The following is a 16902-nucleotide window of genomic DNA, read 5'->3' on the forward strand; positions in this document are numbered from 1 at the left end:
ATTGCCACACCGCCGGTCGGCTTGCCCCAGGTCATGCCACGTCGACCAGCACCACCTCGCTGTCCTGCAGAGCGGTGACACGCACCACTTCCTCTTCGGCGACGGCCACGCCGTCGCGCTCCGCCGCGACTATGCCGTTGACCTCGATGCGCCCACGGGCCGCCACCAGGTAGCCTTTGCGCAGGCGCCCCAGCGGGTACTCGGCGCTCTGTCCGGCGCTCAGGGTGGCGGCGGCCAGGCGGGCGTCGGCGCGGATGCGCAGGGCACCCTCGTCGCTGGCGTGGCCGCTGGCCAGGACCACGAACTGGCCGGCGCGTTCGCCGCGCGGGAAGGGCTTGCTGCCCCAGGCAGGCGCCTGGCCCTGCTGGTCTGGGATGATCCAGATCTGGAAGATCTTGGTAGTGACGTCCTCCAGGTTGTACTCGGAGTGGGCGATGCCGGTGCCGGCGCTCATCACCTGCACATCGCCCGCCTCGGTGCGGCCCTGGTTGCCCAGGTTGTCGCGGTGCGTGATGGCGCCTTCGCGGACGTAGGTGATGATCTCCATGTCGTGGTGCGGGTGCGGCGGGAAGCCCGAGCCTGCGGCGATCTCGTCGTCGTTCCAGACGCGCAGGCGGCCCCAGTTGACCCGCTGCGGGTCCTGGTATTCGGCGAAGGAGAAGTGATGACGGGCGTTCAGCCAGCCGTGGTGGGCATGGCCGAGGGAGGCGAAGGGGCGTACTTCGATCATGGTGATGACTCCGTGGCCTGGGCGCCAGATTGCGCCGCAGGGGATGGAGTGGATGATCTATCGACTATGCATCGATAAAAAGCGTAAAAAATGCGCCGTATTTATCGGATAGATAGATGTTTGGTGGCCTGTAGGGCGGGTGAGACCTGCATGCATCATCGCTTGCGGCTCGCGGGTTTCATCGGCCCTGCAGCCGCTTGTGCCGTGGCTCAGGCCAGCGGCAGGTGCCGGCTGATCAGGGCGCGCAGGGCCGCCGGCTTGACCGGCTTGGCCAGGTAGTCGAGGCCGGCGGCATGCACTTCGGCCACCAGTTCCGGGCGGCCGTCGGCGCTGATCACCACACCGGGCAGTGGCTGGCCCAGGCGCGTGCGCAGCCAGGCCATCAGCTCGGTGCCGGTGTCGCCCTCGTCCAGGTGGTAGTCGACCAGCGCCAGTTGTGGCCGCACGGCCTCGTCCAGCAGGTGCTCGCACTCCAGGCGGTTGCGCGCCGTCCACACCTGGCAGCCCCAGCGCGACAGCAGGCTGTGCATGCCGGCGAGGATGCTGTCCTCGTTGTCGATGCACAGCACCTGGGCGCCGCCGAGGGCGCCGGGAACGACCTCCAGGGTTTTGCTCGTGCTCGGTTGCGGCAGTTCGCGGGCCAGCGGCACGCTGACGCTGAAGACGCTGCCCTTGCCCGGCCAGGAGCGTACTTCCAGGCGGTGACCGAGGACCCGGCAAAGGCCATCGGCGATCGCCAGGCCGAGGCCCAGGCCTTTTTCGGCACGGGTCTGGTGGCTGTCCAGGCGCTTGAACTCCTCGAAGATCACCTGGCGCTTGTCCTCGGGAATGCCCGGGCCGCGGTCCCAGACTTCCAGGCGCAGCTGCCCGCCCTCGCGCCGCGAGCCGAGCAGCACACGGCCACGGGCATAGCGGAAGGCATTGGTGAGGAAGTTCTGCAGCACCCGGCGCAACAGCTTGGGGTCGCTGTCCACGGCGAGGGCGCAGGGCACCACGCGGAAGTCCACGCCCTGCTCGGCGGCCAGCACCCTGAACTCGGCGCCGAGGGCGTCGAACAGCTGGTGCAGCGGAAAGCGACTGCGCTCCGGGGTGATGCGCCCGCTTTCCAGGCGCGAGATGTCCAGCAGGTCGGCGATCAGGTCTTCGGCCGAGCGCAGCGAACTGTCGAGGTGGCGCACCAGTTCGCGCGCCTCGGCCGGCAGGGCGTCCTGCTGATGGGCGAGGGCGGCGGAGAACAGCCGTGCGGCGTTCAGTGGCTGCATCAGGTCGTGGCTGACGGCGGCGAGGAAACGGGTCTTCGACTGGTTGGCAGCCTCGGCGTTGCCCTTGGCCTCGCCCAGCGCCTGGTTCAGCTGCGACAGCTCGCGGGTGCGTTCCTCGACGCGCTGCTCCAAGCCTTCGTTGGCTTCCAGCAGGCCCTGTTCGGCGCGGCGGAAGGCGGTGATATCAGTGAAGCTCATGACGAAGCCGCCACCGGGCATGGGGTTGCCGATCAGTTCGATGACCCGGCCGTTGGGGAACAGCCGCTCGGAGGTATGCGCCTTGCCCTGGCGCATCCAGAACAGGCGCTTGCTCACGTGTTCCTCGACGTCGCCGGGGCCGCACAGGCCGCGCTCGGCGTTGTAGCGGATGATGTCGGCGATCGGCCGGCCGACGCCAATCAGCCCCTCGGGGTACTCGAACAGCTCCAGGTAGCGGCGGTTCCAGGCCACCAGGCGCAGGTTCTGGTCGACCACGCTGATGCCCTGGGTGATGTTCTCGATGGCGCCCTGCAGCAGGGCGCGGTTGAACTGCAGGACCTCGGACGCCTCGTCGACGATGCGCACCACGTCCTCGACCTGCATCTCGCGGCCCTCGATGGCCGCGCGCACCACGGCGCGGGTCGAGGAGGCGCCGAGCACGCCGGCAAGCAGACGCTCGGTGTGGGCGATCCACTCGGCGTTGGCGTTCTGTGCCGGGTTGAAGGCGCGCTCCTGCTGCTGGGCGAAGCGCTCGAAGCTCTGCCGTGCGCGTTCCTCGCCGACGAAGCGGGCGGCCAGGACCATCAGGTCGGCGACCTGCACGGCCAGCAGGTTGCGCGTGCTGGTCTTGTGGCCGGTGTCGAGGCCGATGAAGCGGCCTGCCTGCCAGTGTTCTGAGACGCGCGTGCGGGAGAACCAGGAGACGGCGCCGAACAGCAGCCAGTTGCCGGTCAGCGACAGCAGTACGCCACGGGTCAGCGGGTCGATCTCGATGCCGACCGGGTAGTAGAGCAGCTCCGGCAGCAGCGGGAAGCTGTCCAGCGACCAGCGCAGGCCGCCGGCTACCAGCGGCAGGACCAGGGTGTAGAACCACAGGGCGCAACCGGCGGCCAGGCCGGCGAACACCCCGCGGCGATTGGCCTGTTTCCACACCAGCGCGCCGAACATGGCCGGCGCCAGCTGGGCAATGGCGGCGAACGACAGTTGGCCGATCGTGGCGAGGCTGGCGTTGGTGCCGAGCAGTCGGTAGCAGACATAGCCGAGCAGCAGGATGATCAGGATGCTGAGGCGGCGTGCGCTGAGCATCCAGTGACGGAACAGCTCGAAGGGGCGCTCGGCATTCTGCCGGCGCAGCAGCACGGGCAGCAGCATGTCGTTGCAGACCATGGTCGACAGCGCCACTGCCTCGACGATGACCATGCCGGTGGCCGCCGAGGCACCGCCGATAAAAGCCAGCAGCGCCAGCGTGGAGTGGGCTTCGGCCAGTGGCAGGCTGATGACGAAGGAGTCGGGTTGCACATCGGCCGACAGCAGCATCTGTCCGGCCAGGGCGATGGGGACCACGAACAGCGCGGCCAGCACCAGGTAGATCGGGAACACCCAGCGCGCCAGGCGCAGGTCGCCGGCTTCGATGTTTTCCACCACGGCCACGTGGAACTGGCGCGGCAGGCAGATGATCGCTGTCATGGCCAGGCCGGTCTGCACCAGCATGGCCGGCCAGCTCACGGTCTGTGTCCAGAAATCCTCCAGGGCGGGGGCTTGGCCGGCACGCTGGAACAGGTCGGAAAAGCCGTCGAACAGCCCCCAGGTGACGAAGGCGCCCACCGCCAGGAAGGCCAGCAGCTTGACCAGCGACTCGAAGGCGATGGCCAGCACCATGCCGCGGTGGTGTTCGGTGACGTCCAGGTTGCGGGTGCCGAACAGCACGGTGAACAGGGCCAGCACTAGCGACACGATGAGTGCCGTGTCCTGGCTGCGGGTCGGGCTCGGCGTGGTGCCGACCAGCAGGTTGACGCCCAGCACGATGGCCTTCAGCTGCAGGGCGATGTAGGGCAGCACGCCGACCAGGCAGATCAGCGCCACCACCACCGCCAGGCTCTGTGACTTGCCGTAGCGGGCGGCGATGAAGTCGGCAATCGAGGTGATGTTTTCCTGCTTGCTGATCGCCACCATCTTTTCCAGCACCCAGGGCGCCAGCAGCAGGAGAATGATCGGCCCCAGGTAGATGGGCAGGAACGACCAGAGTTCGCCAGCCGCCTGACCGACCGCTCCGAAGAAGGTCCAGCTGGTGCAGTACACCGCCAGTGACAGGCTGAACACCCAGGCGCGCACGCGTGGCTTGAGGGGCGCGCGGCGACGGTCGCCATAGAAGGCGATGGTGAACAGGGTAGCCATGTAGGCCAGGGCAACGAAGGCGATCAGACCGCCAGACAACGACATGCGAACTCCGCGGATGCAGGGATGGGCGGCACGACCATTAGGCTAGGGAATAGTCTCGCATGTCCTGGCCGCCGCGCCAGGCCGACCAAGGTCGCAAGCGGCTTGAGCGGCCGCGACCGGCCTGCTAGCGTGGCCGGCCGTGGTCGCTTTACCGGAGTTCGTGTCATGTTCAAGCCCCAACCCGTCGCCCTGCAGCAGGGCGCCCTGCGCCTCGATCCGCTGACCGAGGCCGACCTGCCGGGCCTGCTGCAGCTGGCGGAGGCCAACCGCGCATCGCAGCAGTTCATGAGTGGCACGACCCGCCCGGACTGGTACCGCAGCGCCCTGGCCGAGCAGCGCGAGGGCCGCGAGGTGGTATTCGCCATCCGCCTGGCCGGCGAGCTGGTCGGCACCACCAGCTTCTTCGACTTCAACTTGGTGCTGCCGGCCGCCGAGATTGGTGCCACCTGGCTCGACGTGGGCCAGCACGGCACTGGCCTGAACCGCATGATCAAGTACCTGATGCTGCGCCATGCCTTCGAGGAGTGGCAGCTGGTGCGCGTGCAGCTGAAGACCGCCGTCAGCAACCTGCGCGCGCAGCGTGCCATCGAGAAGCTCGGTGCCCAGCGCGAGGGTTTGCTGCGCAACCACCGGCGCCTGGCCGACGGGCGCCTCGACCACACCGTGATGTACAGCATCACCGACAGCGAGTGGCCGCAGGTCAAGGCCGGGCTGGAGGCGCGCTTCGGCGCGTGAGACGTTGGCTGGCGGCGAGCAGACCCGCTTCTGGGAGAGCCAGGCGCTGACAGGCGTCGAGTTGCTGCACGCGCGCTACATCGAGCAGCGTTTCGCCCCGCATGTGCACGAAGGCTTTGTGTTCACCGTGATCGAAGGTGGCGCCCAGCGCTTCCGCCATCGTGGCAGTGACCACCTGGCGCCGGTCGGCAGCATGGTGCTGATCAACCCGGATGAGGTGCATACCGGTTCCAAGGCGCACGAGCAGGGCTGGTGGTACCGCGGCTTCTATCCGGCTCCGGCGCAGGTGCAGGGCGTACTGGCGGAGCTGGAGCTGGCGGATCGCGGCATGCCGTCCTTCGGCGCCAGCGTGCTGCAGGACCTGGAGTTGCATCAGGTTTTCGGCCGGCTGCATCGCCTGCTCGATGGCGAGGCGTGCGCCCTGCAGCAGCAGACGGCCTGGCGCGAGGCGATTCTGCTGCTGTTCCAGCGCCATGCGCGCATCCCGCAGGCGCGTGAGCCGGGCGCCGAGCCACGCGCCGTGGCCCTGGCCAAGGAGCTGCTGGCCGCGCGCCTGGGCGAGCCCCCCTCACTGGAGGAACTGGCGACGCTGGTGCACCTGTCGCCGTTCCATTTCGCCCGGGTGTTTCGCCGCGCCACCGGCCTGCCGCCGCATGCCTGGCTCAAGCAGCGCCGCCTGGAGCAGGCGCGGGCGCTGCTGCGCTCCGGCTGTGCGCCGTTGCAGGTGGCGCTGCAGCTGGGCTTCTCCGACCAGAGTCATCTGACTCGGCAGTTCAAACAGAGCTACGGTGTCAGCCCCGGCGAATACCGCCGCGCCTGCGTGGCCGACTGAGCAATATCGTTCAAGACCTGCCGACACTTCGCGACTAGCCTCTGGGCTCCAAGGAGGTTCCATGTCCCGTCACCATGAATTCCTGCAGGGCCTGCGCGACATGCTGCCGATGCTGCTCGGCGCCATGCCCTTCGGCATCATCTACGGCAGCCTGGCCGGTGCTGCCGGCCTCACGCCCTGGCAGACCATCGGCATGTCGCTGCTGGTGTTCGCCGGTTCCGCCCAGTTCATTGCTATCAGCCTGCTCGGCGGTGGCGCGACCCTGGCCGTGCTGTGGCTGACCACCCTGGTGGTCAACCTGCGTCACGCCCTGTACAGCGCCAGCCTGCAGCCCTTCGTCCGTCACCTGCCCAAACGCTGGCGCATGCCGCTGGCGTTCTGGCTGACGGACGAGGCCTTCGCCGTAGTCCAGCACCGCTATGCCGAAACCGATGCCTCGCCCAACAAGCACTGGTATTTCCTCGGCGCGGCACTGGCCATGTACGTCAACTGGCAGGCCTGCACCCTGATTGGCCTGGTGTTCGGCCAGGCGGTGCCGAACATCGGCGACTGGGGGCTGGACTTCGCCATGCTCGCCACCTTCATCGGCATCGTCGTGCCCATGCTGCGCAATCGCCCACAGGTGGCGGCGGCCCTGGTGGCCGGCGCGGTGGCGCTGGCCTGTCACGCGCTGCCCTACAAGCTCGGCCTGATGGCCGCGGCCTGCGCCGGCATCGTCGTCGGCGTGGTGCTGGAGCGTCGCTATCGCCTGCTGCAGGACGAGGTGTTCTGATGGACAACTGGATGCTGATCCTCGGCATGCTGGCGATCACCTTCGCCACCCGCTACAGCCTGTTCGCCTTCCCCGACCTGCGCTTCCCGCCGCTGATTCGCCAGGGGCTGCACTATGTGCCGACCGCCGTGCTCACCGCCATCGTGGTGCCTGGCATGCTGCTGCCGGACGGCCAGACCTGGGCGCTGAGCCTGGACAACGCCTACCTGCTGGCCGGCCTCGCGACCATCCTGATCGCCGCGCTGACCCGGCATCTGCTGGCGACCATCGGTGGTGGCCTGCTGGTGTTCTTCCTGCTGCGCTGGTGGCTGGGGCAGATGCCGATCTAAGCCCCTCTTGCTTTGGGAGAGGCGCCTGTCAGCTTCTCGGTGTTGCCTGGAAACCCCTCACCCCCGTCCCCTCTCCCAGAGGGAGAGGGGAGTTGTGCACGAAAGCCACACGCGGGTGTGGCTTTGCCCGGGGCAGATGCGGTCCAATGCAGGACGGCCCGCTCGGCCTCAGACAGGTACAAGGACGATGACCCCGAATTCGCAATTCGCCCTGCTCGGCACCCGGCGTTTCCTGCCGTTCTTCATCACCCAGCTGCTTGGCGCGTTCAACGACAATCTGTTCAAGCAGTCGCTGATCCTCGCCATCCTGTTCAAGCTCAGTTTCGAGGTGGACAAGCAGGCCTGGATCAACTTCGCCGACCGCGATCTGCTGGTCAATCTGTGCGCGATGCTGTTCATCCTGCCGTTCTTCCTGTTCTCCGCCCTCGGCGGCCAGTTCGGCGAGAAATTCGCCAAGGATGCGCTGATCCGCCTGATCAAGCTGGCCGAGATCGTGATCATGGCGGTCGGTGCCACCGGCTTCCTGCTGGAGAACCTGCCGCTGATGCTGCTGGCGCTGTTCGCCATGGGTACCCACTCGGCGCTGTTCGGCCCGGTGAAGTACTCGATCCTGCCAGCGGCCCTGCGCGAGGAGGAGCTGGTGGGCGGCAACGCGCTGGTGGAGATGGGCACCTTCCTGGCCATCCTCGCCGGCACCATCGGTGCCGGGCTGCTGATGTCCGGCAACGGCTACCAGAGCGCAGTGGGGATCGCCATCGTCGCCACCGCCGTTGCCGGCTACCTGTCCAGCCGCGCCATCCCGCGTTTTGCCGCCTCGCTGCCGCAACTGCAGCTGGACTGGAACATCTTCCGCCAGTCCTGGCAGATCATGCACCTGGGCCTCGGCCAGCGCCCGGCGGTGTCGCGCTCGCTGATCGGCAGCTCCTGGTTCTGGTTCCTCGGGGCGGTGTACCTGACGCAGATTCCCAACTTCGCCAAGGACTTGCTGCACGGTGACGAGAGCGTGGTGACGCTGATCCTCACCGTGTTCTCGGTGGGCATCGCCCTGGGCTCGATGCTCTGCGAGCGCATGAGCGGACACAAGGTGGAGATTGGCCTGGTGCCGTTCGGCTCCTTCGGCCTGTCGCTGTTCGGCATTCTGCTGTGGGCCGCCTCCAGCAGCTTCCCGCAGGCGAGCGCAGCGCACGACTGGCTGGGGCTGCTGCAGATGGGCGAGGCCTGGCCGGTGCTGGCATCGATCCTCGGCCTGGGCGTGTTCGGCGGCTTCTATATCGTGCCGCTGTATGCGCTGATCCAGTCGCGGACCGAGGAACATGAGCGGGCACGGGTGATCGCCGCCAACAACATCCTCAACGCGCTGTTCATGGTGGCGGCGGCCGTGGTGTCGATCCTCTTCCTCAGCGTGGCCAAGCTGAGCATTCCGCAGCTGTTCCTGGCCATCTCGCTGATGAACCTGGCGGTCAACGCCTACATCTTCAAGATCGTGCCCGAATTCACCATGCGCTTCCTCATCTGGATGCTCAGCCACTCGATGTACCGGGTGCGCCACCAGAACCTCGAGGCGATTCCGGAGGAGGGCGCAGCGGTGCTGGTGTGCAACCACGTGTCCTTCGTCGATGCGCTGCTGATTGGCGGTGCGGTAAGGCGGCCGGTGCGCTTCGTCATGTACTACAAGATCTACAACCTGCCGGTGCTCAACTTCGTGTTCCGCACTGCCGGCACCGTGCCAATCGCCGGGCGCAACGAGGACCCGGAGGTGTTCGAGCGGGCCTTCGCACGGATCGCCGAGTATCTGGCGGCGGGCGAGCTGGTGTGCATCTTCCCCGAGGGCAAGCTGACCACCACGGGCGAGATCGACGAGTTCAAGGCCGGGGTCGAGCGCATTCTCGCCGCCAACCCGGTGCCGGTGATTCCGCTGGCGCTGCAGGGGCTGTGGGGCAGCTTCTTCAGTCGGGCGCCGCACAAGGGCCTGTTCAAGCGCTTCTGGTCGCGGGTCAACATCGTCGCCGGTACGCCGCTGCCGGCGGACACCGGCCGGCTGGTCATGCAGGAGCAGGTCGCTCTGTTGCGTGGCGATCAGCGCTGACCCGATTGAACGAAAAAGCCCGCCGATTGGCGGGCTTTTTTGTTGGGGTCTATCAGTGGCTGAGCTTGAGGCCGATCAGGCCGACGACGATCAGCGCCACGCTGCCCAGACGCAGCAGCGCCATCGACTCGCCGAACAGCAGCACGCCGGCGATCACCGTGCCGACCGCGCCGACGCCGGTCCAGATGGCATAGGCGGTACCCAGCGGCAGTTCCTTCATGGCCAGACCGAGCAGGCCGATGCTGACGATCATCGCCGCGACGGTGAGCAGGGTGGGCAGGGGGCGGGTGAAGCCGTCGGTGTACTTGAGGCCGACGGCCCAGCAGACCTCGAACAGGCCGGCGAGAAACAGAATGATCCAGGACATGGGATGGCTCCTAACAACTGATGGACGGGCCGTCCCGGATGGTCACTCGGATGGAGCGGCGAGGTCGTCCTCGCGTTGTTCGCTATTTTGCACAGCGAACTGCCCAGGGCAAGTCCGTGGGGACGAACGAGCCCTGGCAAAGGTTACCGGAGTTGTCCTGCTGGTCAGATACCTTCCGGCACCTCTTCGCCGCCAAAGGCCTCGAACAGGGCCGGCAGGAAGTCGGTGAAGGTCAGCATCATCAGGGTGAAGCTGGCGTCCAGCTGGCCGAGCGCCTCGTCACCGCCATCCTGGGCGGCCTGGTCCTGCAGCAGATCCTCGAAGCGCAGGCGCTTGACGGTCATCTTGTCGTCCAGCACGAAGGACAGCTTGTCCTGCCAGGCCAGGGACAGCTGGGTGACCAGCTTGCCGGAGGACAGGTGCAGCTGGATTTCCTCGCTGGTCAGGTCCTGGCGCTTGCAGCGCACCACACCGCCGTCCTCGCTGGTATCGCGCAGTTCGCACTCGTCGAGGACGAAGAAGTCCGGCGCTGCGGTCTGGGCCTTGACCCAGTCGGTGAGGGTGGCGGTCGGCGCCATCTTCACGGTCAGCGGGCGTACCGGCAGCGAGCCGATGGCTTCGCGCAGGGTGGACAGCAGGTCTTCGGCCTTCTTGGCACTGGCGCTGTCGACCAGGATCAGGCCTAGCTTGGGCGCGATGGCTGCGAAGGTGCTGGAGCGGCGGATAAAGGCACGCGGCAGGAAGCTCATGACGATCTCGTCCTTGAGCTGGTCGCGTTCCTTCTTATAGACCTTGCGCATCTGCTGCGCTTCGATCTCGTCGACCTTGTCCTTCAGGGCGTCGCGCACCACGCTGCCCGGCAGGATGCGTTCTTCCTTGCGCGCGGCGATCAGCAGAAAGTCACCGCTGACATGCACCAGCGGCGCATCGCCGCCTTTGCCGAACGGGGCCATGAAGCCGTAGGTGGTCAGCTCCTGGCTGGCGCAGGGGCGCGCGGCCTTGGCGGCCAGCGCCGCTTCCAGGGTTTCGGCGTCGAAGGGCACGTCCTGGGTCAGGCGATAAACAAGCAGGTTGCGGAACCACATGAGGGAGACACTCCTTGAACACGAAGCGCGCATTATTCTCTGCCGGCCTCGATTGGCCAACCCGAAGCTAAGCCTTTGGAACTGCTCGAAAATTTTTTTCAAAAAAGGCTTGCCAAGGTAAAAGCTCATCCCTAGAATGCGCACCACTTCGAGAGCGAAGGGTGATTAGCTCAGCCGGGAGAGCATCTGCCTTACAAGCAGAGGGTCGGCGGTTCGATCCCGTCATCACCCACCATCTCGCTCACGGGGTTACGCGCAGCGGTAGTTCAGTCGGTTAGAATACCGGCCTGTCACGCCGGGGGTCGCGGGTTCGAGTCCCGTCCGCTGCGCCATATATAAAGCCTTGGTTAGACTGAAGACCAGGCTTGAAGAAAACGACCGAAAGGTCGTTTTTTTTTGCCCGCATTTTATTGGTTCCGGCTGGCGGTATCGCGATGATGCCCGGCGTGCTGAACTTATCTGCATACCACTGTTCCTATGGTGCCGTAGCCAGTGCTCGCCGCAGGCTGCTAAGCTCGCGCTCTCTTTCTGCCCTCGTGGCGCTAACAAGGAACAAGCATGAAACAACATCGTCTTGCTGCGGCGGTTGCCCTGGTCGGCCTGGTTCTGGCCGGTTGCGATGCTCAGACCAGCGAAGTGGAACTCAAGACTCCGGCGCAGAAGGCCTCCTATGGTATCGGCCTGAACATGGGCAAGAGCCTGTCGCAGGAAGGCCTGGATGACCTGGATTCCAAGGCCGTGGCCATGGGCATCGAAGACGCCATCGGCAAGAAAGAGCAGAAACTGAAGGATGAGGAGCTGGCCGAGGCCTTCGCCTTCCTGCAGAAGCGCTCCGAGGAGCGCATGGCCAAGCTCAACGAGGAGTCGGCCCAGGCCGGCAAGAAGTTCCTCGAGGAAAACGGCAAAAAGGACGGCGTGAAGACCACCGAATCCGGCCTGCAGTATGAAGTGGTGAAGAAGACCGAAGGCGCCCAGCCCAAGGCCACCGACGTGGTGACCGTGCACTACGAGGGCAAGCTGATCGACGGCACTGTGTTCGACAGCTCGATCCAGCGCGGCAGCCCGATTGATCTGCCGGTCAGCGGCGTGATCCCGGGTTGGGTCGAAGGCCTGCAGCTGATGCACGTCGGCGAGAAGTACAAGCTGTACATCCCCAGCGAGCTGGCCTACGGCGCCCAGAGCCCGAGCCCGGCGATTCCGGCCAACTCGGTGCTGGTATTCGATCTGGAACTGCTGGCCATCAAGGACCAGAAAGAAGAAGCCGCTGCTCAGTAAGACGCCGCGCAATCGATGCAAACGCCCCGCTCGCCGGGGCGTTTTCATTTGTGCGACTTGTCGGTCTGAATGAAGGTTGATCGGCGGCTGGTGTTACGCTTATGCACATTGGGCCGGTTACCTGCTCCGGGTTGACCGTTACCGCGTTTCCTGAGCAATGCTCGTATCATAACTGCATGATTTATAAGCGTTTTTGCTCGTGGACAAAAAATGCCCGATCTGTCCCGGGGCCCAGTGGGACGGGCGTTTGAAGCCTTATCAAGAGAACTGTTCACAAGGTTATCCACAGCTTTGGTGGATAACCCAGGCAGCCCAGTCGTGGCGGGGGATAGAGGAGTACGGGCATGAATTCTTCCTGGGGCGGTGCGCGTTACCTGAAGATGGCAAGGCGTTTGCTCGAGAGTGGTCGGTTGCCAGGCTTGCTGCGCGCAGTGGCGAACAAGGGGGAGCGCAGTGCGCGCTTCGCACGGGTACGCGATGACCTGAACCTGCTGCTGGGACTGTGTGCTGCCTGGTGGCGCGGCGAGTACCGGGCCGTGGGGCGTCAGGCGCTGCTATCGGTGGTGGCGGCGTTGCTGTACTTCCTGGCGCCGCTGGACATGGTCCCGGACTGGCTGCCGGGCGCGGGCTTGCTTGACGATCTGGCCGTACTGGCCTGGGTGATGCGCACCTGGGCTGCGGAACTGGATGCCTATCGAGCCTGGCGCGAGGCGCGGCCTGCAGAGCAGTTGAAACAGGTGGAGGCGCTGCCGCACAGCGACGAGGAGGCGCGCTGATGCGGGCCCACTCTTGTCTGACGAGTCAGTATGGGTCACGCTCTGCCCATGGGCGGATAAGCGCCAGCAAGGGAAGTGCCGAGTGTTTCGGCATTGTTTTCCACGGAGAGCTGTAATGAGTGTGCAAGTGATCAGGCGCGATGGGCAGCCCGAATACGCCGTGTTGCCCTGGGCTGAGTACCAGGCCCTGTTGAGCGCCGCCGGCCAGGTACAGGCCGCCGCCGCACCGGTCCCAATGGGCGTTACCCCGTTAGACCAGTTGGTCAGTCTGCGCGAGGCCAAGGGACTGTCCCAGGCCGATCTGGCCCGCGCGGTGGGTATCAGCCCGCACTACCTGAGCCTGTTCGAGTCCGGCGAGCGTGTACCGGAGGGGGCCATCCTGCGTTCGCTGGGGCGCGTGCTGGGTGTGAGCGACTGGGAGCAGTCCTCTTGAGCGTGCGTATCCACCGGCAACACTGGCAGGCGCTGCTGGGTGAGCTGGAGGATGCCCGTCGCCAGCGTCATCTGCTGACCTACCGTGCCCTGGTCGAACGCCTGCAGCTGCCGACGCCGGCCATGCAGACGCTGACCGCCGCCCTGGAGCACCTGGCGGCCCTCGATGCGCGTGCCGAGCGGCCACTGCGCAGCGCGCTGGTGATCAGCCAGGGCGCCAGCCGCCTGCCGCGTACCGGTTTCTTTGAGTGTGTGGCGCGGCTTGGGCGCTTCTCCGGCCCATCCGACGGCATCGCCGCGGCTTCCTGGCATGCCGCCGAGGTGGCGCGGGTGTTCGAGTTCAGTTACCCCGAGGAGGCCTGATGTTCTGGCCTGCACGAGCGCGACTGGGCTACTGGCTGGCACGCCGTCTGTTTCACTGGCGCTGGTTGTTACGACAGCCGCGCGCCTGGGCCTGGATGCAGGGGCAGTACGCGCGCATGGCTGCGCTAGGGCATGTGCCGGCACAGAGCTTCTACGGTCATATCCTGCTGTTCCGAGGCCAGGGCTTCGGGGCGCGCGAAGAGGGCTTGCGCCTGTTGCGCCTGGCTGCCCAGGGCGGTGACGGCAAGGCCGCCTACCAGGTGGGCGTGCAGGTGCTGACAGGCGACAGCCGTCAGGCCGCGGATGCCGCCAAGGCGGCACGCTGGTGGGCGCTGGCGGCCGATGCTGGCCATCCGCTGGCCGCCCAGCGCCTGAGCCAGTTGTATCGCGACGGCGGTCCCGGCCTGGTTGCCGATGCCGGGCAGGCCGAGCGTTTTGCCCAACGCGCCGAACAGCTGGGGCTCAGGCCGAAAGGCTGAGCGTATCCAGGATGTGCAGGCTGTAGCCGGGCACGGCCTTGGCCTGGCGTTTGGCCTCCGAGGCCAGGCCGGCCAGTTGCGCGGCGTCCAGCTGGGCGCAGCTCTGCGGGCGTAGCTGCACGACGCCGATCGATAGCGACAGCAGGGCAAACTCCTCGCGCCTGCCTTGGCGGTTGTGGCTGACGAAGCAGCCAGCCTGCAGGTGTTCCTCGCAGTAGAAGCGCCGGCACTGGGCCTGGAAGTCTTCCTGCAGCTGATTGAGCCGCTCGCGCCAGGCATCCGGCCCCAGCACCAGGAGAAAGTCGTCGCCGCCGATATGGCCGACGAAATCGCGGGCGGGATCAATCCGTTCATTCAGGCATTGCGCCAGGCACAACAGCACCTCGTCGCCACGGGCATAGCCGTACAGGTCGATCATTGCGAGGAAGAAAACTGCTGTAGGGATATGCCAGCGGACCTGAACGGATAAGCAAAGAGGCTTTGCTCTGCTAGATCCGAAGTCCTATTGAGCCCATCATCTTTACTTGATGTCTGCCGACAAGTCAGTTAGCAGCGTGCACGAGTATGTCAGTCGAAAAAACTGTAGTAAAAAAATAACCTTATGAGGTATTTTTTTAGAAAGTAGCTATCAGAATTTTTAATAAAATGGATGTCTGATTAATTATTGAGATTGTGCAGGCTCATTAAGTGTGGGCTGTGAAAGCCGATAAATGGGTGTGTGGTTTATTGTTCTAGGGAGCGCTATTTGCTCATGGATCTATATTTTTAAGGAGTGGAAATGAAACTTTCTGTAGAGCTAAAGAATTGTTATGGAATTAGTGAGTTGGTGCATGAGTTTGATTTCGATGTGACTAAGAGCTATGCCATATATGCACCAAATGGTTTTATGAAAACGTCGTTCTCTAAGTGTTTTGACGACCTTGCAAAAGGTAGGGGTACGAAAGATTTAATATTTCCAGAGAGAGAGTCGGTTAGAGTTATTAAGGACGACTTAGGTAACGATATTGCTCCTGATTCAGTGTTTGTTGTTGAGCCGTACAATCCAGATTTTTCATCGGAGAAGACATCTCTGCTTCTAGTTAATAGTGTGGTCAAAAAGAGATATGACCACGCCATTAAGGAGATCTCTGATAAGCAGTCGGCTCTGTTTATGAAGCTTAAACAGTTGTCTGGCTTGACAGGTCGGGCAGCAAGTCCTGAGGCTGAGATGTTGAAGTGCTTTGGGATGAAGTCGCTTAATGAATTGCTAGAGTCATTGGAAGGGGTGGTAAAGGAATGTAGTCCATCGCAGCTCTCTAGTGTGATCTATACGGAGGTTTTTAATGATAAAACAGTTATGTTTTTGGAGTCTGGTTCTATAAAGGATCAGCTAGAAGAATACATACAGAAATTCAATGAATTGGTTTCAAATTCTGATGTTCTCAGTAAGCAGTTTAATCACTACAGTGCATCTACGGTAAATAAGCAGCTTAGGGATAATGGTTTTTTTGAAGCAAAGCATACGGTTAATCTCAAGACTAAAGATGGGATGAAAGAGATTTCTACTGCTGATGAGCTTGCTGAGAAAATTGAAGAGGAAAGGAGCAAGATTCTGACTAACAAGGATCTTGCTGCGAAATTCGATGCAATAGATAAAAAAATTCAAAATGCTGAGCTGAGACGGTTTAGGGACTATCTTTTTGAGAATCAACACATCCTTCCTTTTCTCAAGGACTTTAAGCAGTTTCAAAAGGAACTATGGATTTCCTATATAGTGGATCAGAAAGAACTCTATAGTCAGGTATTGGGCGCCTATAGAGAAAACAAAGTTATTATTGAGGAGGCTATTGAACAGGCGAGAAATGAAAGAACGAAATGGGAAGCTGTTGTTGAGTTGTTTAATAAGCGATTTACAGTTCCTTTTAAAATGAGCGTATCAAATCAAGAAGATGTGATTCTGAAAGGCTCGCAGCCATCAATTTCGTTCGCGTTCTCTGATGTTGATGGGGTGGAGGGGGAAGTTTCTAGGGATTCTTTATTAAAGGTGCTTAGTCAAGGAGAGAGAAGGGCGCTATATATATTGAATGTGTTATTTGAAATTGAAACAAGAATGAGGCAGGGGGTGGTTACTGTTCTGGTGATTGATGATATTGCGGACTCGTTCGACTATAAGAATAAGTATGCGATTATTGAGTATTTGAAGGATATATCTGGCTCTGGTAAATTCTTTTGCCTGTTTCTTTCTCATAACTTCGACTTCTATAGAAGTATAAGTGGCAGGCTCGGGTTGAAGCGAGAGTGCAAGTTGCATGCAGCAAAAACAGGGAGAAAGCTTAGGTTGGTTAAGGAGAAGTATCAGAAGAATCCATTCAATCACTGGAGGGATAATTTAACTAAACCTGCATTCTGTATTTCGGCAATTCCTTTTGTTAGAAATTTGGCTGAATACTGCGGTTTGAATGAAGAGTTTACTAAATTAACGTCTCTCTTGCATGTCAAGGGGGATACCGATGCTATTACGCTAAATGACCTTTGTGTTATATATAGGAAGATTCTTTCTGATAAGCAAGATTTGGCTTTGAATCCTCCGGATAGGCTTGTAATTAACTTGATAAGCGAAGAGGCGGAGTCTGTTTTTAATTCGCAGGAAGAGATTGTGGAGCTTGAAGGGAAAATTGTTCTCTCGATTGCAATTAGGTTGATTGCGGAGCGCCATATGATCAAAGCTATAAATAATACTGAGTTTGTAGGTTCTATCACCGAAAACCAGACAATAAAGCTTCTTCAGGAATATAAGAGATTGGGGCTTGGTGAAGTCGGGGATGTGCTGGTGCTTGAACAGGTTAATCTAATGACTCCAGAGAATATCCATCTAAACTCATTTATGTATGAGCCTATACTGGATTTAGGAATAGCGCATCTGAAGGCTTTGTATTTGGATGTCAAACAGCTTCCGTGAGTTTGGCTTTTGTACTATTCGGC

Annotated in this window: 15 protein-coding genes, 2 tRNA genes and 1 pseudogene; 13 read left to right on the plus strand and 5 right to left on the minus strand. The window is 62.2% G+C overall.

Features of this window, described 5'->3' with window-relative positions:
* Positions 1 to 31: 31 nt before the first annotated feature.
* Together ACOAPY_RS07060 and ACOAPY_RS07065 are read right to left on the minus strand one after the other, a co-directional pair.
* Positions 32 to 730: a pirin family protein gene (locus tag ACOAPY_RS07060; protein WP_465155865.1), complete on the minus strand. Its 699-nt coding sequence runs from the start codon at positions 728 to 730 to the stop codon at positions 32 to 34.
* Between the two features lie 209 nt (positions 731 to 939).
* Positions 940 to 4410: a hybrid sensor histidine kinase/response regulator gene (locus tag ACOAPY_RS07065; RefSeq protein ID WP_465155867.1), complete on the minus strand. Its 3471-nt coding sequence runs from the start codon at positions 4408 to 4410 to the stop codon at positions 940 to 942.
* Positions 4411 to 4575: 165 nt separating this feature from the next.
* On the opposite strand from ACOAPY_RS07065, the gene ACOAPY_RS07070 reads away from it, so the two are divergent.
* The 5 genes from ACOAPY_RS07070 to ACOAPY_RS07090 all read left to right on the plus strand — a co-directional run bounded on the left by ACOAPY_RS07070 (position 4576) and on the right by ACOAPY_RS07090 (position 9164).
* On the plus strand, positions 4576 to 5145 hold the full coding sequence (locus ACOAPY_RS07070; protein ID WP_465155869.1) for a GNAT family N-acetyltransferase: 570 nt from the start codon (positions 4576 to 4578) through the stop codon (positions 5143 to 5145).
* 4 nt (positions 5146 to 5149) lie between these two features.
* Positions 5150 to 5977: an AraC family transcriptional regulator gene (locus ACOAPY_RS07075; protein WP_465155871.1), complete on the plus strand. Its 828-nt coding sequence runs from the start codon at positions 5150 to 5152 to the stop codon at positions 5975 to 5977.
* Positions 5978 to 6038: 61 nt separating this feature from the next.
* Positions 6039 to 6749 (plus strand): AzlC family ABC transporter permease, encoded by a 711-nt coding sequence (locus tag ACOAPY_RS07080; protein ID WP_374323666.1) that lies wholly within the window; start codon positions 6039 to 6041, stop codon positions 6747 to 6749.
* Complete coding sequence (locus ACOAPY_RS07085) at positions 6749 to 7078, plus strand: AzlD domain-containing protein (protein ID WP_465155873.1); 330 nt, start codon at positions 6749 to 6751, stop codon at positions 7076 to 7078. The genes ACOAPY_RS07080 and ACOAPY_RS07085 overlap by 1 nt, the downstream gene beginning before the upstream one ends.
* 187 nt (positions 7079 to 7265) lie before the next feature.
* Positions 7266 to 9164, plus strand: coding sequence for an MFS transporter (locus ACOAPY_RS07090; RefSeq protein WP_465155874.1), 1899 nt, complete (start codon positions 7266 to 7268; stop codon positions 9162 to 9164).
* A 52-nt stretch (positions 9165 to 9216) separates the two neighbouring features.
* Here ACOAPY_RS07090 and sugE read toward each other — a convergent pair whose 3' ends face one another.
* Both sugE and rdgC read right to left on the minus strand, forming a co-directional pair.
* Complete coding sequence (sugE, locus tag ACOAPY_RS07095) at positions 9217 to 9531, minus strand: quaternary ammonium compound efflux SMR transporter SugE (RefSeq protein ID WP_465155876.1); 315 nt, start codon at positions 9529 to 9531, stop codon at positions 9217 to 9219.
* A gap of 164 nt (positions 9532 to 9695) precedes the next feature.
* Positions 9696 to 10616, minus strand: coding sequence for a recombination-associated protein RdgC (gene rdgC, locus ACOAPY_RS07100; protein ID WP_021701959.1), 921 nt, complete (start codon positions 10614 to 10616; stop codon positions 9696 to 9698).
* 159 nt (positions 10617 to 10775) lie between these two features.
* On the opposite strand from rdgC, the gene ACOAPY_RS07105 reads away from it, so the two are divergent.
* The 7 genes from ACOAPY_RS07105 (at position 10776) to ACOAPY_RS07135 (ending at position 13941) form a co-directional block, all read left to right on the plus strand.
* Positions 10776 to 10851: transfer RNA gene (locus ACOAPY_RS07105), tRNA-Val, on the plus strand.
* A gap of 20 nt (positions 10852 to 10871) precedes the next feature.
* Positions 10872 to 10948: transfer RNA gene (locus tag ACOAPY_RS07110), tRNA-Asp, on the plus strand.
* A gap of 226 nt (positions 10949 to 11174) precedes the next feature.
* Complete coding sequence (locus ACOAPY_RS07115) at positions 11175 to 11891, plus strand: FKBP-type peptidyl-prolyl cis-trans isomerase (RefSeq protein WP_021701958.1); 717 nt, start codon at positions 11175 to 11177, stop codon at positions 11889 to 11891.
* A gap of 344 nt (positions 11892 to 12235) precedes the next feature.
* Entirely contained in the window at positions 12236 to 12667 is a 432-nt protein-coding gene (locus ACOAPY_RS07120; protein WP_465155877.1) for a YkvA family protein, read from the plus strand.
* Positions 12668 to 12782: 115 nt separating this feature from the next.
* Complete coding sequence (locus tag ACOAPY_RS07125; protein ID WP_465155879.1) at positions 12783 to 13100, plus strand: helix-turn-helix domain-containing protein; 318 nt, start codon at positions 12783 to 12785, stop codon at positions 13098 to 13100.
* On the plus strand, positions 13097 to 13462 hold the full coding sequence (locus ACOAPY_RS07130) for a hypothetical protein (protein WP_076584353.1): 366 nt from the start codon (positions 13097 to 13099) through the stop codon (positions 13460 to 13462). The genes ACOAPY_RS07125 and ACOAPY_RS07130 overlap by 4 nt, the downstream gene beginning before the upstream one ends.
* Positions 13462 to 13941, plus strand: a complete 480-nt coding sequence (locus ACOAPY_RS07135) for a sel1 repeat family protein (protein WP_465155880.1) — start codon at positions 13462 to 13464, stop codon at positions 13939 to 13941. The genes ACOAPY_RS07130 and ACOAPY_RS07135 overlap by 1 nt, the downstream gene beginning before the upstream one ends.
* On the opposite strand, the pseudogene ACOAPY_RS07140 reads toward ACOAPY_RS07135, so the two are convergent.
* Positions 13925 to 14413, minus strand: a pseudogene (locus ACOAPY_RS07140) (diguanylate cyclase domain-containing protein); the annotation flags it as partial. The gene ACOAPY_RS07135 and the pseudogene ACOAPY_RS07140 sit on opposite strands and share 17 nt — an antisense overlap.
* 306 nt (positions 14414 to 14719) lie before the next feature.
* Between ACOAPY_RS07140 and ACOAPY_RS07145 the strand changes: the two are divergent.
* Entirely contained in the window at positions 14720 to 16879 is a 2160-nt protein-coding gene (locus tag ACOAPY_RS07145; protein ID WP_465155882.1) for a hypothetical protein, read from the plus strand.
* The last annotated feature ends 23 nt before the right edge of the window (positions 16880 to 16902 follow it).

The sequence above is a fragment of the Pseudomonas stagnisoli genome (assembly GCF_048595745.1).
GTDB lineage: Bacteria > Pseudomonadota > Gammaproteobacteria > Pseudomonadales > Pseudomonadaceae > Aquipseudomonas > Aquipseudomonas alcaligenes_A.

What these genes read in the sequence shown, in the direction of transcription:
- ACOAPY_RS07070 (WP_465155869.1), top strand. Translation starts at nt 4,576, where the DNA reads ATGTTCAAGCCCCAACCCGTCGCCCTGCAGCAGGGCGCCCTGCGCCTC.
- ACOAPY_RS07145 (WP_465155882.1), top strand. Translation starts at nt 14,720, where the DNA reads ATGAAACTTTCTGTAGAGCTAAAGAATTGTTATGGAATTAGTGAGTTG.
- ACOAPY_RS07065 (WP_465155867.1), bottom strand. Translation starts at nt 4,410, where the DNA reads ATGTCGTTGTCTGGCGGTCTGATCGCCTTCGTTGCCCTGGCCTACATG.
- ACOAPY_RS07080 (WP_374323666.1), top strand. Translation starts at nt 6,039, where the DNA reads ATGTCCCGTCACCATGAATTCCTGCAGGGCCTGCGCGACATGCTGCCG.
- ACOAPY_RS07125 (WP_465155879.1), top strand. Translation starts at nt 12,783, where the DNA reads ATGAGTGTGCAAGTGATCAGGCGCGATGGGCAGCCCGAATACGCCGTG.
- ACOAPY_RS07090 (WP_465155874.1), top strand. Translation starts at nt 7,266, where the DNA reads ATGACCCCGAATTCGCAATTCGCCCTGCTCGGCACCCGGCGTTTCCTG.
- sugE (WP_465155876.1), bottom strand. Translation starts at nt 9,531, where the DNA reads ATGTCCTGGATCATTCTGTTTCTCGCCGGCCTGTTCGAGGTCTGCTGG.
- ACOAPY_RS07060 (WP_465155865.1), bottom strand. Translation starts at nt 730, where the DNA reads ATGATCGAAGTACGCCCCTTCGCCTCCCTCGGCCATGCCCACCACGGC.
- ACOAPY_RS07135 (WP_465155880.1), top strand. Translation starts at nt 13,462, where the DNA reads ATGTTCTGGCCTGCACGAGCGCGACTGGGCTACTGGCTGGCACGCCGT.
- ACOAPY_RS07120 (WP_465155877.1), top strand. Translation starts at nt 12,236, where the DNA reads ATGAATTCTTCCTGGGGCGGTGCGCGTTACCTGAAGATGGCAAGGCGT.
- ACOAPY_RS07085 (WP_465155873.1), top strand. Translation starts at nt 6,749, where the DNA reads ATGGACAACTGGATGCTGATCCTCGGCATGCTGGCGATCACCTTCGCC.
- rdgC (WP_021701959.1), bottom strand. Translation starts at nt 10,616, where the DNA reads ATGTGGTTCCGCAACCTGCTTGTTTATCGCCTGACCCAGGACGTGCCC.
- ACOAPY_RS07115 (WP_021701958.1), top strand. Translation starts at nt 11,175, where the DNA reads ATGAAACAACATCGTCTTGCTGCGGCGGTTGCCCTGGTCGGCCTGGTT.